This window comes from Parafrankia elaeagni (assembly GCF_000374165.1).
Lineage (GTDB): Bacteria > Actinomycetota > Actinomycetes > Frankiales > Frankiaceae > Parafrankia > Parafrankia elaeagni.
On the sequence record NZ_KB893671.1, the window covers coordinates 402,864 to 419,833 of the forward strand.

Annotated in this window: 14 protein-coding genes and 1 pseudogene; 8 read left to right on the top strand and 7 right to left on the bottom strand. The window is 74.0% G+C overall.

Going from position 1 to position 16,970, the window contains the following annotated elements; genetic code table 11:
* The first annotated feature begins 63 nt into the window (after positions 1 to 63).
* Together B207_RS0103510 and B207_RS0103515 are read left to right on the top strand one after the other, a co-directional pair.
* A complete protein-coding gene (locus B207_RS0103510; RefSeq protein WP_018635129.1) occupies positions 64 to 1,140 on the top strand; it encodes a daunorubicin resistance protein DrrA family ABC transporter ATP-binding protein in 1,077 nt (358 codons plus the stop codon).
* The gene (locus tag B207_RS0103515; protein WP_018635130.1) at positions 1,137 to 1,949 is read left to right on the top strand and encodes an ABC transporter permease; all 813 of its coding nucleotides are present in this window, start codon (positions 1,137 to 1,139) and stop codon (positions 1,947 to 1,949) included. Before B207_RS0103510 ends, B207_RS0103515 begins: the two co-directional genes overlap by 4 nt.
* 21 nt (positions 1,950 to 1,970) lie before the next feature.
* Here B207_RS0103515 and B207_RS0103520 read toward each other — a convergent pair whose 3' ends face one another.
* Positions 1,971 to 2,438 carry a phosphatase domain-containing protein gene (locus tag B207_RS0103520; protein ID WP_026310631.1) on the bottom strand — a complete coding sequence of 156 codons (468 nt, stop codon included), beginning with the start codon at positions 2,436 to 2,438 and terminating at the stop codon, positions 1,971 to 1,973.
* A gap of 549 nt (positions 2,439 to 2,987) precedes the next feature.
* Here B207_RS0103520 and B207_RS0103525 point away from each other — a divergent pair.
* The 5 genes from B207_RS0103525 (at position 2,988) to B207_RS0103545 (ending at position 9,962) form a co-directional block, all read left to right on the top strand.
* Positions 2,988 to 6,131, top strand: coding sequence for an FtsK/SpoIIIE domain-containing protein (locus B207_RS0103525; RefSeq protein WP_026310632.1), 3,144 nt, complete (start codon positions 2,988 to 2,990; stop codon positions 6,129 to 6,131).
* A gap of 10 nt (positions 6,132 to 6,141) precedes the next feature.
* Positions 6,142 to 7,380: a hypothetical protein gene (locus B207_RS0103530; RefSeq protein ID WP_020607772.1), complete on the top strand. Its 1,239-nt coding sequence runs from the start codon at positions 6,142 to 6,144 to the stop codon at positions 7,378 to 7,380.
* A gap of 99 nt (positions 7,381 to 7,479) precedes the next feature.
* The gene (locus B207_RS0103535) at positions 7,480 to 7,743 is read left to right on the top strand and encodes a hypothetical protein (RefSeq protein ID WP_026310633.1); all 264 of its coding nucleotides are present in this window, start codon (positions 7,480 to 7,482) and stop codon (positions 7,741 to 7,743) included.
* Positions 7,744 to 8,144: 401 nt separating this feature from the next.
* Positions 8,145 to 9,665 (top strand): alpha,alpha-trehalose-phosphate synthase (UDP-forming), encoded by a 1,521-nt coding sequence (locus B207_RS0103540; protein ID WP_018635134.1) that lies wholly within the window; start codon positions 8,145 to 8,147, stop codon positions 9,663 to 9,665.
* An 84-nt stretch (positions 9,666 to 9,749) separates the two neighbouring features.
* Positions 9,750 to 9,962 (top strand): hypothetical protein, encoded by a 213-nt coding sequence (locus B207_RS0103545; RefSeq protein ID WP_035739733.1) that lies wholly within the window; start codon positions 9,750 to 9,752, stop codon positions 9,960 to 9,962.
* 167 nt (positions 9,963 to 10,129) lie between these two features.
* Here B207_RS0103545 and B207_RS0103550 read toward each other — a convergent pair whose 3' ends face one another.
* The 4 genes from B207_RS0103550 to B207_RS32335 all read right to left on the bottom strand — a co-directional run bounded on the left by B207_RS0103550 (position 10,130) and on the right by B207_RS32335 (position 13,144).
* Positions 10,130 to 10,693, bottom strand: a complete 564-nt coding sequence (locus B207_RS0103550; RefSeq protein WP_035739734.1) for a SixA phosphatase family protein — start codon at positions 10,691 to 10,693, stop codon at positions 10,130 to 10,132.
* Between the two features lie 306 nt (positions 10,694 to 10,999).
* Complete coding sequence (locus B207_RS0103555; protein WP_018635137.1) at positions 11,000 to 11,368, bottom strand: WhiB family transcriptional regulator; 369 nt, start codon at positions 11,366 to 11,368, stop codon at positions 11,000 to 11,002.
* 727 nt (positions 11,369 to 12,095) lie between these two features.
* Positions 12,096 to 12,497 carry a rhodanese-like domain-containing protein gene (locus B207_RS0103560; protein WP_018635138.1) on the bottom strand — a complete coding sequence of 134 codons (402 nt, stop codon included), beginning with the start codon at positions 12,495 to 12,497 and terminating at the stop codon, positions 12,096 to 12,098.
* A complete protein-coding gene (locus tag B207_RS32335; protein ID WP_154675112.1) occupies positions 12,494 to 13,144 on the bottom strand; it encodes a cysteine dioxygenase in 651 nt (216 codons plus the stop codon). Before B207_RS32335 ends, B207_RS0103560 begins: the two co-directional genes overlap by 4 nt.
* A gap of 708 nt (positions 13,145 to 13,852) precedes the next feature.
* On the opposite strand from B207_RS32335, the gene B207_RS0103570 reads away from it, so the two are divergent.
* A complete protein-coding gene (locus tag B207_RS0103570; RefSeq protein ID WP_018635140.1) occupies positions 13,853 to 15,889 on the top strand; it encodes a GAF domain-containing sensor histidine kinase in 2,037 nt (678 codons plus the stop codon).
* Positions 15,890 to 15,938: 49 nt separating this feature from the next.
* Here the strand turns inward: B207_RS0103570 and B207_RS0103575 are convergent, their stop codons facing one another.
* The gene (locus tag B207_RS0103575; protein ID WP_026310634.1) at positions 15,939 to 16,634 is read right to left on the bottom strand and encodes a response regulator; all 696 of its coding nucleotides are present in this window, start codon (positions 16,632 to 16,634) and stop codon (positions 15,939 to 15,941) included.
* Positions 16,635 to 16,735: 101 nt separating this feature from the next.
* A pseudogene (locus B207_RS40455) lies at positions 16,736 to 16,970 on the bottom strand (ISAs1 family transposase); the annotation flags it as partial.

The following is a 16,970-nucleotide window of genomic DNA, read 5'->3' on the forward strand; positions in this document are numbered from 1 at the left end:
GGCGGCGGCTGGGCGGCGGAAAACCGTTGGGGATCTGTCGGTGCGCTGTCGTACTGTGCGCGGGTGACCGATCAGACAGCGATCCTCGTCGAGGGCCTCCGCAAGAGCTACGGCCGGCACACGGCCCTGGCCGGGCTCGACCTGAGCGTCCGCGCGGGCAGCGTCCACGGGGTTCTCGGCCCCAACGGCGCGGGTAAGACGACCGCGGTTCGCATCCTGTCGACCCTGCTCGCGGCCGACGGCGGGCGGGCCGAGGTCCTCGGGGTGGATGTGCTGCGCCATCCGGACAGAGTGCGCCCGCGCATCGGCCTGACCGGCCAGTACGCCGCGGTCGACGAGAGGCTGACCGGTCAGGAGAACCTGGAGATGTTCGGCCGGCTCTACCGGCTGCCGTCACGGGTCGCCCGGGCCAGGGCTGCCGAGCTGCTGGAGCGCTTCGCTCTCACCGAGGCCGCCGGCCGGCAGGCGAAAACCTATTCGGGCGGCATGCGCCGGCGTCTCGACCTCGCGGCGAGCCTGATCATGGCCCCGGCGGTGCTCTTTCTCGACGAGCCGACCACAGGGCTGGACCCGCGCAGCCGCCAGGAGATGTGGCGGGTGATCGCCGATCTCGTCCGCGAGGGCACCACGGTGCTCCTCACCACCCAGTACCTGGAGGAGGCCGACCACCTCGCCGACCGGGTCTCCGTCATCGACGGGGGCCGGGTCATCGCGGAGGGCACGCCCGACGAGCTCAAGCGCCAGATCGGCGGTGACCGGTTGGAGATCGTCCTCGCCGAGGGCGACGACACGGCGGCGGCCGCGGAGGTCCTCACCCGGCTCGGCAGCGGCCCGGCCACCGTCTCCGCCGAGGCCTGGCGGGTGAGCGCGCCGGTCGCCGGTGCCTCGGTGCTCGCCGAGGTGGTGCGCTCCCTCGACGAGCTCGGCCTGACCATCGTGGACGTCGGGCTGCACCGGCCGTCCCTCGACGACGTGTTCATGACCCTGACGGGCCAGGGAGCGGCCTCCGGCGAGGCCGGGTCCACGACCGGGGCGCTGGCCGGGGCCGCGTCCGGGGGGTCGGGCCCAGGAAAGAGCCGACCACCCGCCCCGCCCGATCAGCGGGCCGGTGGCGACGAGCAGGATCTGGTGAAGGCATGAGCACTCTCGACCTGACCCCGGTGGCCGGCCGCGGCCGGCTGTCCTGGCAGGTGGCCGACGCCTGGGTGATGTGCCGGCGCAACCTGATCCAGACCTGGCGGGTGCCCGAGCTGCTGGTGTTCGCCACCATCCAGCCGATTCTGTTCGTCCTGCTGTTCACGTACGTGTTCGGCGGCGCGATCAACGTCGGTCCGGGGGTGGACTACGTCGACTTCCTCATGCCCGGCGTCTTCGTGCAGACGGTGGTCTTCGGCGCGATGCTCACCGGTATCGGCCTCGCCGGCGACCGGGAGGCCGGGCTGATCGACCGCTTCCGCTCGCTGCCGATGAGCCGTTCCGCGCTGCTCACCGGCCGCACCCTGGCGGACCTGGTCCGCAACGCCTTCATCATGCTGGTCATGCTGCTGGTCGGCCTGGCGGTCGGCTTCCGCTTCGGTGACACGAACGTCCTCGCGGTCCTGGCCGGGTTCGGCCTGATGCTCGCCTTCGCCTACGCCTTCTCCTGGGTCTCGGCGGTGATCGGGATGTCGGTGAGCGGCGTGGAGGCCGCCCAGTCGGGCGGGATGATCTGGGTCTTCCCGCTCGTGTTCGCGAGCTCCGCGTTCGCCCCGGTCGGTTCCATGCCTGGCTGGCTGCAGGCGTTCGCGAAGTACCAGCCGGTCACCACCACCGTCGACGCGGTGCGTGCCCTGTTCCTCGGCGGGCCGGTCACCGAGGATCTGCTGATCTCCCTCGCCTGGTGCGCGGGAATCCTGGCGGTCGCCGGGCCGCTCGCGGTCCGCGCCTACCGCCGGGGCACCGCCCACTGATCCCGGCGGGAGCGGCCGGGGTCAGGTGCGTCCCTCCTCGTTCTGGGCGTTGCCCAGAGTCGGCTCGTAGGCGAGCCAGTCCGCACGCAGGACGGGCCATCCGTCGGCGCGCAGCAGCTCCACGACCGCCGGGTCGTCGTCGACCACGACGGCGACCCGGCGGCGCGCCCCCATCCGGCGCAGCTCCGACCGCTTGAAGATCCGCGCCGGCCGGCGGTCGTCGTCCGGGCGCATCCGCAGCTCGCCGACGGGCAGGCCCTGCTCCTGCAGCCAGCGCACCGTCGCGGGGCGGGAGCGCTCCGGGCGCCCGGTCAGCCAGATCACCTCGTGGTCGCGGGCGAGCGTGTGGACCAGCTCCACCCCCTCCGCCAGAGGCGGGTCGATGTCGGCGGCGGCGAAGAACGCATCCCAGTCGCCCGGGTGGACCCGCAGGAACCGCAGCCGGTGCCGGACATCGGCCACCACCCCGTCGACGTCGATGACGGCCAGCGGCCGCTCGTCCGGCTCGGCGGTCGCCGCCGCGCCCGGGTCGGCCGCGCCGGGAAGCCTCGGCGCGGCCGACCCGGGCGCGCCGGCTGGCGGGTCGGCCGGTGCGCCGGCCGGTTTGCCGGCCCGTTCGTCGGCCGGCGCGCCGACCGGCTCCCGGGGGCCGGCCAGCCCGTCCGGCGCCGTTCCCGGCTTCGTCGCCGGCCCCGAGCCCAGGTCGGACATGCGCCCCGGATCCGCCACTTCTGCGCCTCCCGTACGGCATTCGCCTCGATGGACCTCCGCGGGGCCATTGAACACGCGCGACACCCTGGATACGGCGGCGGTCTCCCGGCGGGCATCCGGTACGTTCCAGTTCGCCGCGGGTGTTCGGCGTGGATATCGGCCGGAGCGCCCGGGGACATCCCCGTGGTCGCCTGTGCCGCCTGCGGTGAAACGCCCCGATGCGACGGAACGGTGGCTAGCGTGGTGTTCCGGTGACCGGTCGCGGGTACGGGGTGCGCGTGCCGTGATCGTTGGCCGTGATGGGTGGGTTGTCGCGAGGAGGTCGTGGTGTCGGGCACACGGCGAGCGCGCCTGCTCGTCTCCGGCATCTCGGAGAGCCTGGAGGCGGCGCTCGCGCTGGCCGACCGGCTCGACGAGCAGGCGGGCCGGATCGAGACCGGCGAGGTGCCGCTCGCGGCCCCCCGCATCATCGACGCGGAGGAGACCGACCAGGCCGCTGATCTCGTCGGGGATGTGGAGGGCGTCGGCCTGGCCCTGAGCGAGGCGGGCGCGCTCGCCCGCCGGCAGGCCCCGGCGTTCGCCGGCGCCGGCTGGGAGGCTCCCGCGTGGGCGAACGCACCCTCCGACGGCTCGGCAGACCCCCCGATCGGGCCAGACGGGCGTCCCGGGCTGTGGCGGGTCGGGCGCATTCTGGTGCCGCCGGTGGGGCGTGGCGGCGTCCCGGTGGAGGTACCGCTGGCGCTTCCCCTGCTCGACGCGGGGAACCTCCAGATCGAGACCACCCGGGCGCGGCGTGGTGAGGCGGTTGGTCTCGTCCGCAGCCTGCTCACCCGGATCCTCGCGAGTGCGCCTCCGGGCGCGGTGCGGGTGACCGTCTACGACCCGCACGAGCTGGGCGCCGGGCTGGCCGCCTTCGCCCCGCTGCGCCTGCGCGGCGTGGTCGGGCCGACGCTGACCAGCCGGGCGCGCCTCGAGCTCGCCCTCGCCGAGCTGTCCGGTGAGGTCGGCCGGATCACGGTCGACCGTCTCGCCGGCCGTTTCGACTCCCTGCGTGAGCGGGAGGACGCCGGCCTGCCCCGCTCGGAGCCGTGGCGGCTGCTCGTCCTGCTGGGCTGGCCGTCGTTGCCGGACGAGGCCGCCCGTGCCCTCGACGCGGTGGCCTCGCAGGGCCCGTCGTGCGGCGTCCACGTCATCGCGGTGGTCGAGCCCGGCGCGGGTGCGGGCGGCGCTGGCACCGCGGGCGGCGCCGGCGGCGCCGGCGGTCCCGGAGCCATCGGTGCCGGCGGATGGGCCGGCACGGAGACGGCCGGGGGAACCGGGGGAGCAGGGGGTCCCGGCGGCTGGGGTCCCGGCGGCTGGGGCAGCGGCGGTGGGGCCGGGCGCGCCTGGGGCGTGCTGCCCCGCGCGGAGACCGTCACCGCGGCGGAGCTGCTCGGCGTGGCGGCGGAACCCGCCGCCGGCGGCACGGCGCCGGCGAGCTGGCGGACGTCCCTGTCGGGCACGCTCGGCTGTGTGCTCGACGACCCGCCGCCACCGCCGCTCGTCTCGGCGGTCACGAACCGGGTCGCCGCCGGGGTGGCGCGGGCCGCGGCCAGTGCTCCGGACCTGGGCGGCCTGCTGCCCGCGGGCCTGTGGGAGTACGAGAGCTCCGCGGGGATCTCCGTCCCGGTGGCACACGGCGCCGACGGGCCGGTGGTGCTGACCTTCGACGACGACACCGTGCACGGCCTCGTCGGCGGCCAGGCCGGCGCGGGCAAGTCGACCCTGCTGCTCGACATCGTCTACGGGCTGGCCGCTCGCTACGGGCCGGACCAGCTTCGCTTCCACCTCCTCGACTTCAAGGAGGGCCTGGAGTTCGCCCAGTTCGCCCAGCGGCCGGGGGACCCCTTCTTCCTGCCGCAGGCGGACACCGTCGGTATCGAGAGCGACCGCGAGTTCGGTGTCGCCGTGCTGCGCGCCGCCCGGGACGAGATGCAGCGGCGTTCCGTGACGATGCGCGCTGTCGGTGCGCGGGACCTGCGCGGGCTGCGCGCCGCGGACCGCAGTTCCGCCTGGCCGCGGATCATGATCGTGGTCGACGAGTTCCAGGTCATGCTCACCCCGCTCGACACGGTCGCCCGGGAGGCCGTCTCGCTGCTGGAGGTGCTGGCACGGCAGGGCCGGGCCTACGGCATCCACCTGCTGCTGGCCAGCCAGACCCTGTCCGGTATCGACGCGCTGGACGCGACGGCCGGCAAGCGGGGATCGATCTTCGGCCAGTTCGCGCTGCGGGTCGCGCTGCGGACGTCCATCTCGGAGTCACGGGTGCTGCTGTCGACGGCGAACGAGGCCGCGGGTGCGCTGTCCGGGGTCGGCGAGGCGATCGTGAACCGGCGCAACGGCCATCCGATCGGCAACGAGCACGTCCGGGTCGCCTACCCCGACCCCCGGGTGGTCGCCGGGCTGCGGGACCAGGTCAGCGCGCTGGTCAGCCGGGCCGTCCCGGCGATGCGCCCGCCGCGGGTGTTCGTCGGGCACGCGCCCGCGGTTCTCGCCGACAACCCGGCGTTCCAGGCGCTGGCCGGCTGGCCGGTTCCGGCGTCCGGTGACCCCGGGGCGCACGGAGCCGTCGGCCTGCGCGGCGGGCCCGACGAGTTCGGCGGCGACGGTGGGCACGAGGCGCCCGGGGCCGCGGGAGATCCGCTCGCGTTCGTCGGCGTGCCGCTGGACCTGGCGCCGCCGGCGGTCGGGGTGCGCCTCGCCCGGCTGCCGGGGCGGCACCTGGCGGTGCTCGGCCCGCTGCGGCGGGAGGCCGTCGGCATGCTGCAGGCGGCCGCGGTGTCCGTCGGGGCGCAGACCGCCGGCGGCGGCCTCGCCGTGGACGTCGTCGCGGCCGACCCCGCCACCGTGTCCGCGGCCGAGGCGATGGCCGAGGCGCTGCGCCTCGCCGGTCATCCCACCTACGTCACGGACGTCACCGGCCTGCGCGCTGTGCTGGCGTCGGCCGCTGCGGAGATCCGTGCGCGGGAGGAGGCGGCGCTCGCCGGGAAGGCCGGCACCGCCACGGCGATGCGCCTCGTCGTCGTCTTCGCGGTGGATGCGGGACGGGCCGGGCTGGAGGCCCGGGACGAGGCGTCCCGCCGGTCGGGGCTCGACGACCTGCGGACGGTGACCCGCCGCGGCCCGGCGGTCGGTGTGCATCTGCTCGGCTGGTGGCGTGCCCCGTCCCGACTCGTGGAGGATCTCGGGCCCGGCCACCGGGACGACATCGCGGCCTGGGTGGCCACCGGCCTGCCCGGGGGGGACCTGTTCGGTCTGGCGGGGCACCGGCCGGTGACGGCCGGGACGACGCCGAACCGGGCTGTGCTGTTCGACCGGCACGTCCAGGCCGATCCGCGCACGGTGGTCCCGTTCGCACCACTCCCCGCCGGATCGGCCGCCGACAATGGTGTGGCGGTCTCCAGGCCGCATGGCGGGAGGACAGCGACATGAGAGCGGCGGCGTGACGGCCGGTGGCCGGTGGGAGGACGGCCTGCTGGCCGAGTCGGATCCACGGGCAGGGGAGTCCTCCGGTGCCGGTCTCGCCGAGCTGTCGGGCGGGCCGGTCAGCACCGGGCCTGTGAGTACCGGGCCTGTGAGTACCGGGCCGGTCAGCACCGGGCCGATGGTCGCCGGGTCGATGGCTGCGGGTCCGGCGCAGGGGCAGGCCGGCGGGTACGGGCCGCCGGCGGGGGCGTTCGGGGACGCCGAGCACCCGATGGTCGCCGCGAACCGGTACCGGGAGCTCATGGGGACGTCCGACGCGATGGCGGCCCAGCTTGCCGAGCGGCTGAGCGCGCGGCAGGAGAGCGTCGACGTCGTCGCCCGGCGGCATCGGGCGGCGGCGGAGGACATCCGGTCCCGGGTCGCCACCGTGTGGTCGCAGGTCGGCGGCGCGCTGGCGCCGCACGGTCTCGACGGGCTGGACCAGCTGCGTCCCCGCGACGGCGGCGAACCTGACGTCGAGGCGGTCTACCAGCGGTACGCCGGTGACCTGGACGGCCTGCACCGCGGCCGGGTGGGCCGTTCCGCCGTCGCCCTGCCCGGGGAGACGGGCCGTGGCGGGAAGCGCGCCGGCGGGGCAGGGGCGGATCTGCCCGAGCCGGGCTCCGGCCGCAAGGTCCTTGGCCGGCAGGGCTCGGATGCGGGGCGTGGTGGGCGGGCCGCCGCCGGGCCGCGGGGGCGGGACACCCGCCGCCGGGCCCCGGTACCCGGCGGCGGTCTGGTCGGCCCCGACGGGCTGGTCGACCCGGAGCGCGCGAAGAAGCTCGCCTACCGGCTGTGCCTGGAGGTGATGACCCGGTCCGCCGAGCTGCGCGCGGTGAGCCGGGGCGGTACCTCGCTCTCGGGCGGGATCGTCACCGCCCTGGCCTGCGCGCTCGCCGCGGCTCTCACGGTGGCGGCCCGGGTGTTCATGGAGGCGCCCGCGTTGCCCTGCCTGGCCGCGGCCGGCGGGCTGGGTGCCGTCGCCGTGGTCGCGGGCGGGGAGTCGTCCGCCACGGCCGCCGTCCGGTCCGGACTGCTCGCGGCGGCGGGGGCGTCGGCGGCCGTGCTGGCGACCTTCCGTTTTGTGCCGATCGAGCCGGCGGGGACAATCGGGTCACTGGCCTGCCTGGCGCTGGCCCTGCGGTTCGGGCTCGGCTTCGGTGCGGCCAGTGATTCCTCCCGATCCGCCGGTCAGGGAGGAGCCGGGCGTCGCTGAGCTGCCGGGAACGGCATGCGGCGTCCGGACGACAGCGGCGGACGGGGCCTGGGCGCGGGCCGGTCGTACCACCCGCGTCGCTGACGGAACGGAGTGCAGGTGGCAGGGACGATCGCCGACGTCAAGGCGCAGCTCGACGAGGCGTTCCGGCGCACGGAGGATGTGACCGGCCAGCTCGAGGGCGCCCTCAACATGATCGAGGAGGCTCAGGCGATGGTCGTCGCGGCCACCGACGGCAGCGAGCATCTCGCCATCGAGCAGCTCACCAGTGCACTCGTCGAGACGCGGGACAGCCTGGAGAACGCGCTGGCCGCGCTCGGCTCCGCCGTCCAGGAAGTCAGGGTCTACCGCGACGGTCTGTGAGCGGGGCCGGCGCGGGGTGGCGTGGAACACACCGTGTCGTCGGGCACATCCCGGGAGGAGGCGGCGCGGAGGCACCTCACTGCCCGCGCGCCCGCCCGGACTCTCCCGCGGATTGCCTGACCAGACGTACCGGCCGTGTACCGGTTCGGATCACCCGGGGGGTGCGCCGGGAATTCCCGCACCGGTTGTGCGGGGGTGGTAACCGGCCGGGCTTCGGGGTAACAACCTTTCTGCCGCACGGCAACGCGGTGCATCCGGTAGCGAGGCTCACTACAGTCCGGATTGTCCCGTGCGCCCGGCGCCGACTGCCTGGCGGCTCCGGCCGGAAGTGCGTCCCTGCGCCGGCCGCCTGCCTGTCGGCGATGCCGGGCACCATGACGACCAGGAGGGCTCCTTCCGCCGTGTCGGACATCGACCTGCTCGATCTCCCACTGGTTCTGCTGTCCAACCGAGGTCCTGTCAGCTTCGATCGCGACACCGCCGGCCGAACCGTCACCCGCGGCGCCGGCGGCCTCGTGTCCGCACTGTCCGGCCTGGCCGAGCACCTGGATGACGCCGTCTGGGTCTGTGGCGCCGCGACTCCCGAGGACGCGGCCGTCGCCGGCGAGAACGACGGCGGCTCGATCCTCGTCCAGACCCAGCCGTCACCGCACGTGGTCGACGGGAAGCCGGACGGCCCGTCCATCCGGGTGCGGCTGGTGGTCACCGATCCGGACGCCTACGCCGACTTCTACAGCGTCTGGTCCAACCCGATCCTCTGGTTCATCCAGCACGGCCTGTACGGGCGGTCGCTGACGCCGGTGCTGACCCGTGCCGACCACGACGCGTTCGAGAACGGCTACGCGGCCGTCAACCGGGCCTACGCCGACGCCGTCGCGGACGAGGTCCGCTCCCGCGGCGGCAAGGCCCTGGTCCTGCTGCAGGACTACCACTTCTACCTGGTCGCCGAGCACGTCCGCGAGCAGTGCCCGGATGTCGTCCTCACCCACTTCGTGCACATTCCGTGGCCCGGGCCGGACGAGTGGCGCATCCTGCCGGGCAACATCCGGGAGCGCCTTCTGCGTGGTCTTCTCGGCAGCGACGTCGTCGGCTTCCACACCCGCCGCTACGCCCGCAACTTCGTGCTGTGCGCCGGGGAGCTGCTCGGCCTGCCGATCAACCTCGACGAGCTGACCGTCCAGGTGAACGACCGGACGGTGCGCGCCCGCTACTACCCGATCTCCGTCGACCCGGCGGCCCTGGACGCCACCCTCGCCAGCGAGGAGGTGGCCGCCCACGTCGCGATGCTGCGTTACCTCTTCCTCGACGAGGACCGCCAGCTCGTGCTGCGGGTCGACCGCACCGATCCGAGCAAGAACGTCGTCCGCGGCTTCCTGGCCTTCGGGACGCTGCTCGACCAACATCCCGAGCTGGTCGGAAAGGTGAGCTTTCTCGCGCTGCTGCAGCCGAGCCGGACGGACGTCCCCGAGTACGCCGACTACATCGCGCTGATCGGCGCCGTCGTCGCGGAGATCAACGCCAGGCACACCAAGGAGGGGCGGCAGCCCATCGACCTGCGGATGGTCGAGGACTTCGCGCTCGCCGTGGCCGCCTACTCCATCTGCGACGTCCTGATGGTCAACGCGATCGCCGACGGGATGAACCTGGTGGCCAAGGAGGTCGCTGTCGTCAACCGGCGCGGCGGGGTGCTGGCCCTCTCGGAGATGGCCGGCGCGCACGAGGAGCTGGGCGAGTTCGCGGTCACGCTGCATCCGTTCGACGTCCAGCAGATGGCCGACGCGCTGTACGCGGCGCTGGTGATGCCGATGGACGAGCGGCACCGCCGGCTGGCCGCGGCCGCCGAGCAGGTCCGCACGCACGACGTCCGCCGCTGGCTCGACGAGCAGCTGGCCGATCTGAGTCACCTGGCGGGTTTCTCCTGAGTCGTGCCCCGGCGGGTACGCTCGGCGGGAGGTCGGGTGTGCCTGCCATCGGGTTTTGATGCCATCGGGTTTTGGTGCCCAGCCATGGTCGAGACAGGAGTGGACGTGTCGGATACCGGTCATCTGAAGGCCAACATGGGGTCCTGGGCCGCGGTGTACATCCTCATCGCGGGTTTTGTCCTGGGGACCCTCGCGCTGATCCTCGGCTCCGTGCCGCTGTGGATCGGGACGGCCGTGGCGCTTGTCGTCGGTACCGGCCTGGGCGTGGCCTCCAAGATCATGGAGCAGGCCTACTAGGCCGCCAGGCGACCGGTTCCGGCTGGTGCGGCCAGGTCTGCTTCGTAGCCTGGCCCGCCGGTCGGCTGCGTGCCCCGTGCCCCGTGCCACCGGCGCGGGGCACGTCCCCTGTCACGGGTGACGCCGAACGCCGCCGGGCGGGTGTTCCTGCAACCAGGTGCCTGTGATCAGGCGTCGGTGGCCTGTTCCGGCGTGCCCGCGGCCTCCCGCAGCAGGCGCGGGGTGACGAAGTCGGCCAGTCGGGTGGTAGCCGGTCCCAGCTCGCTCCAGCGCGGCACCGAAAGATCGTGGACGGACAGCGCGGCTGTCGGGAACGTCGGCACCCGGTGCCGCTCGGACGGGTTCAGCAGGCCCATGACGAGCGTGTGCAGGCCCGGGTTGTGGCCGACGAGCAGCACCGAGGGAACGCCGTCGTCGATCTGGCGCAGCCGCGCCAGCAGATCGTTAGCCTCAGCCAGGTAGAGCTGGTCCTCCACGAGGACGGGGACGCCGCTCGGCAGCGCGTGCGCGAGCTGCGCGACCGTCTGGCGGGTACGGGTCGCGGCGGAGCAGAGCACCAGGTCCGGCTCGATCCCGGAGGCCACGAGGTGGGCGGCGACCACCGTGACCTGGCGCCGGCCCTTCGACGAGAGTGGCCGCTCCTCGTCCCGAAGGTCGGGCCCGGTGGGCGGGTCGGCCTGGGCGTGCCGGAGCACCAGTAGCCGGGGGATACGCCTTACCGCACCGGACACGTCGCCCTTCCCGCCCTTCGCCCGTCGGGATGTCGCCACACGCGTTGCGACGACTCGCAGACTGCCGACAGGGGGACGCCCTCGTCAATGCCCCAGGCCGCGCCACCACCGGTCGGTGGTGGCGCGAGGAGTCGGGCGTTTCGGCCGGTTCGCGCGGGAAGGCCTGACGCTGGAAGGCCTCGGGCGGGAAGGCCTCGGGCGCGAACTCGTCGTCCGGCCCGCCCTGCGCCGGACGACCGCGGCCCGGCCACCCCTCGAAGGCAGTGGCCGGGCCAGGTGCGCGTGGTGCCCGGGTGCGATCCGGCGTCAGCTCGCGACGGAGATCGACAGCAGCACGCGGTCAGCCGCGGCGAGCGCGTCGTCCGCGTTCAGCCGGCCGCGGGGGACCAGCGAGGCGCGCTGGTCCGAGGTCAAGCCGCCCCAGACGCCGTGCTCCTCCTGGCGGAAGATGGCGGTGGCCAGGCACGCCCGCTGCACGGGACAGTCCGAACAGATCTTGCGGGCCCGCGTCTCCGCGGCGGCCCGGGCCTTGGTGTTGCGGCCGTCCGGTGGGAAGAAGGCGTCGGGATCGCCGTCGCGGCAGGCGGCATCCTGCCGCCAGTAGACGGGCCAACCCTCGCCGAACGGCTGCGGGGGCAGGTCGCGACCCGGAAGGACGGGTACCCCGGCGCTCATCGCACCCCTCCCGGGTGAACGGAGTCGGACGGCGACAGGGACATGGGTGCGGCGGGGCTACCGACCGGTAGCATGCCGGGCTCACTGGGCATACCGTCTCCTGCTGACGTTGCAAAGGCGGACAGGTGCGCTGCGGACAGGCAATGCCCGGCGTCGCGCCACACGCCGGACGGGTGGGCCTACCAGCACAAGCCGAGGGCCCCCAGGTGTTTCGTCGCGGTGCGGCCGGGGGCTGCTGGCGCTCCGCTCGGAAACGATCCCGTCTCGTCTCGTTAACCGAGGAACGTAGACGTCTCTCGACCGGATAGCAAGGGTTCCGAAACGCCTACGTCCGGATCTCTCTCTGGTGGCCTGATCTGCCGCCCTGCGGGGTGGCAGACCTCACCCTCTCAGGTCAATGGCAACCATGTAACTGGTTTGGTCCGCCGTGTGCGCAAGGTCTCTTGGACCCGAAAAGACGCTGTCTTACAGGCCTTTTGTATAGAAAGCAAGATCCTTTTCGTGGGGTGGGGGAGGGGTCTGTCGGGCATTTGAGGTGCCTGGTTCGGTCGGATCGGGGCGCAGAGGGAGCATGGTTGCCGGCAGGTAAAGGCACGCCGAACCCCGACAGGTGGACCAGGTCGGAGGTCCGCAAGGACCGAAATGTGCCGAGGACCACACGAGGGTCCATGCCGCCTCCGCCGTCCGCGGACGGCGCCCGACGGGACGCCCAGGCCGCTCCGCGGGCTCAGTCCGGTGCTGTCGGCAGGTCGGCGGTGGGCAGGCCAGCGGCGGCCCAGGCGTGGAACCCGCCGATCACGTCGGTCGCGCCGGCGAGGCCGAGGTCGTGCAGTGCGGCCGCGGCGAGGCTGGAGGTGTAACCCTCCGAACAGATGATCACCGGGATGACGTGGTCGCCGGTCGCGAACGGTGCGCGGGCCTCGCTCGTCGGGTCAAGCCGCCATTCGAGCACATTGCGCTCGATGACCACCGCCGCCGGGATGCCCCCCTCGGTGGCCCGCTGCGCGGCCGGCCGGATGTCGATGAGGACCGCTCCGTCAGCCACGGCCGCGGCGGCCTGCTCGGGGGTCAGCCGGCGCAGCCGGGAGCGGGCCGCGGCGAGCAGCGCGTCGATACGGCTGCCGCTCATACCCCGGCGCCGGCGGTGAGCGCCTGGCTCTGGGCGACGGCCGGCGGCGTCGCGGACACGGAGTGGCCCGGCCGCCGGTCGTCGGCCGGCCGGTAGCGCAGCGGGAGCTCCGGGGGCGAGTAGGCGTGGATCGTGGTGGCCGCGCCGGGCCCTCGGTTGACGACCCGGTGGACGTGGTCCGCACCGAATCCGGGGTGCGACCCCGCCGGGTGGCGGCGGGTCCGGGTGACTACCCAGTCCGGGCCGCACTCGTCCTCGTCCACGATGCCCTCGGCGACGGCGAGCGCGCCCAGCGCCCCGCCGTGGTCGTGGATCTCCGTCTGCTGGCCTGGATACCAACCGATGAGCCACACCTCGACCACACCGGACAGGAATAGCCGGAGGTACCAGCGCTGCCGCGGGTCGTGCCGGACCAGGGGACGCCAGGCGTACTCGGCCGCGGCGAGCCCGGTGACCAGCTCGCGCAGGTCGGGCAGGGACAGCCGGCGGGTCTCGTCGGCGAGGAACCGTTCGGGCACCAGCGGGGAGACCGATGACGACGGCCGCATCGAGGAGATCAGCGGGACCGGGGGCTGGAGCGGGGCCGAGGTGACCAGCGCGGGGTGGATCAGCGCGGGGTGGATCAGCGCGGGGTGGATCAGAGGCATCGAGGCTCCTTCGAAGATCGCCACCACGGCGACGGACCACAGGAGGAAACGGCGAGGGGTCATTCCGCGCGGTGGCGCCACCACATCGACGCCGGCAGGGCGTTCCAGGCGGGGACGACGCCGTGAGGGTGGCGTGCGCGGGTCGAGGCGGCCGGCCGGCCCGGGGGGCCGCCCGGCGACCGCACTGGGGGCGATCGGGAGCCACGGACGGGACGAGACGGGACGAGACGGGACCACGGCGGCGACTCGTGCCGTGGCGTCATGCCCGACCAGCGGGGGCGGCTGGCGCACCGGGTGGGGTCAGGCCCTCACCGGCCGGTGCCGCTGGTCATCGCCGCTGCTGGTCATCGCCCTGGGATGCCCTCGGCCGCCGTGGGGAGCCACCCCTGGCCGCCTGGAGGCGCTGGTGGTGGCGGGGTCACGTCTGCCCGTGGCCGGGCCTGAACATGGACGGGCCGGCCTGGACAGGCGCGACCCGCGAGCGGTCAGGCCCGGGTGATACAGGCCGCGGCGCAGACCCTGTTGAGGTCGGTCACGCGGTCGCTGTGCAGAAGGAAGCCAGGGGCGGCCATGGGCGCACTCTACGCCAGCCCCGCCAGCCCCGCCTGCTCCGTGGCACCGAGCGGTCCGCTCGATACACCCGGCGGTGCCCCGAGACGTCGGGTGTCTGGTTATCGTCACCTGAGGTGTGTGGACGGGAGGTGCGAGATGGTCCAGACCGGTGCCGGGACCGATGCGCTCGCGGCCTCGGCCGCCGAAGCCGGCTGTCCCGGCGGCGCCCGCCGCCCGCCGCGCCCCGCCACGCCTGCGCTGCCCGCTCCGCCGCCGCCCCTGTCCTCATGGCCGGCCGCTGCGCCTCCCACGCCCCCGTCGACGCCCTCAGCGGCCGCTCCGGAGGTGTTCGCGGTGCAGCACCGCATGCGCGGCCTGCTCGAAGCCGTCGTCGACGTGGCGCGCGAGCTGAGCCTGCCCGTGACCCTGCGCCGCATCGCCGAGGCCGCCCGGTCGCTGGTGGACTGCGACCTCGGAGTGCTCGGGGTGCTGGGCCCGGACGGCCACATCGCCGAGCTGATCGGCGGCGGCCCGGGGCAGGACGTCCCGGCCGACATCGTCCGGATGCCACTCGGCCGGGGGCTGATCGGCGGAGATCCGATCGGCGGGGAACCGATCGGCGGGGAACTGATCCGTCCGTCCGGCCGGGCCGGGCACGCCGCTCGTCCCGGCACCGTCGTCGTGGCCGCCGACGTCCTCGGCTTCCCCGCCGGCGCGCCGGGCTTCGGCACGTTCCTGCGGGTGCCCATCGCCGTCCGCGGGGAGGCCTTCGGGAACCTGTACCTCGCCGGCAAACGCGGCTCCGAGTTCACTCAGGAGGACGAGGACCTCGTCCATGCGCTCGCCGCGGCGGTGGGGTTCGCCATCGAGAACGCGCGCCTCTACGAGACGACCAGGCGGCGTCAGGCATGGCTCACCGCGAGCGCCGAGATAACGACCGCGCTGCTGTCGGTGGCCGAGCCGGTCGAAGCGCTACGGCTGGTGGCGCGGCGGGCCCGGCAGATCACCTCCGCGCTGCTGGCCGGGATCGTCCTTCCGGTGGCCGCGCCGGGGGCGGCCACCGGCCGCGGCGGAACGCCCGCGGAGCCGGGCGCGGCCCCGCTGCCAGGCGGTCCGTTCCGCTCCAGGGCGGGGCGGGATGCCCGCGGTCCGGTGGCAACGGAGCTGGAGGTCGCCGTCGTGGACGGCGCGGGCGCGGACGACCTGCGCGGGCGGCTGCTGGCCGACCCGGCGGAGCTGCTGGACGTCATGCGGGCCGGCCGGGCCTTGATCATCCCGCCGGAGCGGGCGGACCCGGCCGCGCGGCGCCTGCTGGGCGAGGTCGTCGACGGTGTCGCGATCGGTGCGGTGATGATCGTCCCGCTGCTGGCGGCGGGCCGACCGCTCGGCATCCTGGTGCTCGCGGCGGCGCCGGGGGTGGTCGCGTTCGAGCATCTCGACCTGGAGATGGCCGCCGCGTTCGCCGGCCACGCCGCGCTCACCCTCGAGTTCGCCCGGGTACAGCGGGAGGGCGAGCGTCTCGCGGTGTTCGAGGAGCGCGACCGCATCGCCCGTGACCTGCACGACGTCGTGATCCAGCGCCTGTTCGCCACCGGCCTGCAGATCCAGGGCATGACCAGGGTGATCGACCCGGACGCGGCGGTGCGGCTCAACGCCGCGGTCCGCGAGCTCGACCAGACGATCGCCGACATCCGGCAGACGATCTTCTCGCTGACCGCTGCCTCCGGGTCGGTCGACCTGCGGTCGGAGATCGCCGCGATCGCCGCGCAGGCGGAGCAGGCGCTGGCCATCCGCCCGACGGTCCACATCGACGGTCCGGTCGACCGCGGGGTGCCGGCGGTGATCCACCCGCACCTGCTGGCCGCCGTCCGGGAGGCGCTGTCGAACATCGCGCGGCACGCCCGCGCCACGCGTATTCAGGTGCGGGTACGGGTCACCAACACCGACGTGTCGATGCAGGTGCGCGACAACGGCTGCGGCCCCGGCGGGGCCTCCCGCAGCAGTGGCCTGGCGAATCTGCGGCGCCGGGCCCTCGACCTGGGCGGGCGGATGGAGTTCGGGCCCGGCGAGGGCGGGATCGGCACGACGGTGACCTGGCAGGTACCGCTGGTCCAGCCGATCCCGACCCCGCGGGTCCTGCGGCCGCCCGCCGGGTCTGCCCCGGGCGCGGGTGAGCCGCCCACCGGGCCGTGACCCGGGCTCGCGTCGCCCCCGGCTCCGGAGCCGGCGGCGGTGGCGGCCGTCAGGACGACAGCTTGGTCGCGAAGACCGCGGCCTGCGTCCGGCTCTCCATGCCCAGTTTGGACAGCATGCTCGACACGTAGTTCTTGACCGTCTTCTCCGCGAGGAACATCCGCGCGGCGATCTGGCGGTTGGTGAGACCCTCGGCGATCAGGGACAGGATGCGCCGCTCCTGGTCGGTGAGGCCGGCGAGCCGCTCGTCCTCGACCGGCCCCTCCCGCAGGCGGTAGAGCACCCGGGAGGTGACGGCCGGGTCGAGCAGAGACTGGCCGGAGGCAACCTGGCGCACCGCGTCGACCAGGGCGTTGCCGCGGATCTGCTTGAGGACGTAGCCCGCCGCACCGGCCATGATCGCGGTGAACAGCGCGTCCTCGTCGTCGAAGGAGGTGAGGATCAGGCAGGCGATCCCGGGATCGTGGGAACGGACGTGCCGGCACACCTCGATCCCGCTGCCCTCCTGCAGGCGAGCGTCCAGGACCGCGACGTCCGGACGCAGCATGATGATCTCGGAGATCGCCTCGTCGGCGCGGCCTGCCTCGCCGACGACGACGATGTCCTCCTCGTCGGAAAGCAACTCACGCAGCCCCCGGCGCACCACCTCGTGATCGTCGAGGAGGAACACCCGGATCGACCCGGTCCTGGACGACCGGGCAGGCGTCGCACCGGATTCGGAACTGCCCGTCGATACCTCTGCCACCGTTGACTCCGCCCGACCCCGCTGTCATAGAAGACCGTCGCTGTATGTCACGTGCAGAACCAGGGCTGCGCGAAGATCGCCTAGTGTGACGATCCATTGCCCTATGTAGCCAGGTAGTGGAGTGCCCGGTAGCGGTCGCCGGCGATGCGCTCGAGGGTTTCCTTGACCTTTCGGACTCCGTGGAGGCGGAGGAGACTCAGCGCGAGGTTGCGGATGGTGGCGAGGTTTCTGGGCCCGTTTCCTCGGGAGGCGTGGCAGGCGTCCTCGCGCCAGGCGGTGTCGCGGATGTAGTGGAGGCGGTTCTCGATTCCCCAGTGCAGGCGGACGTGGGTGTGG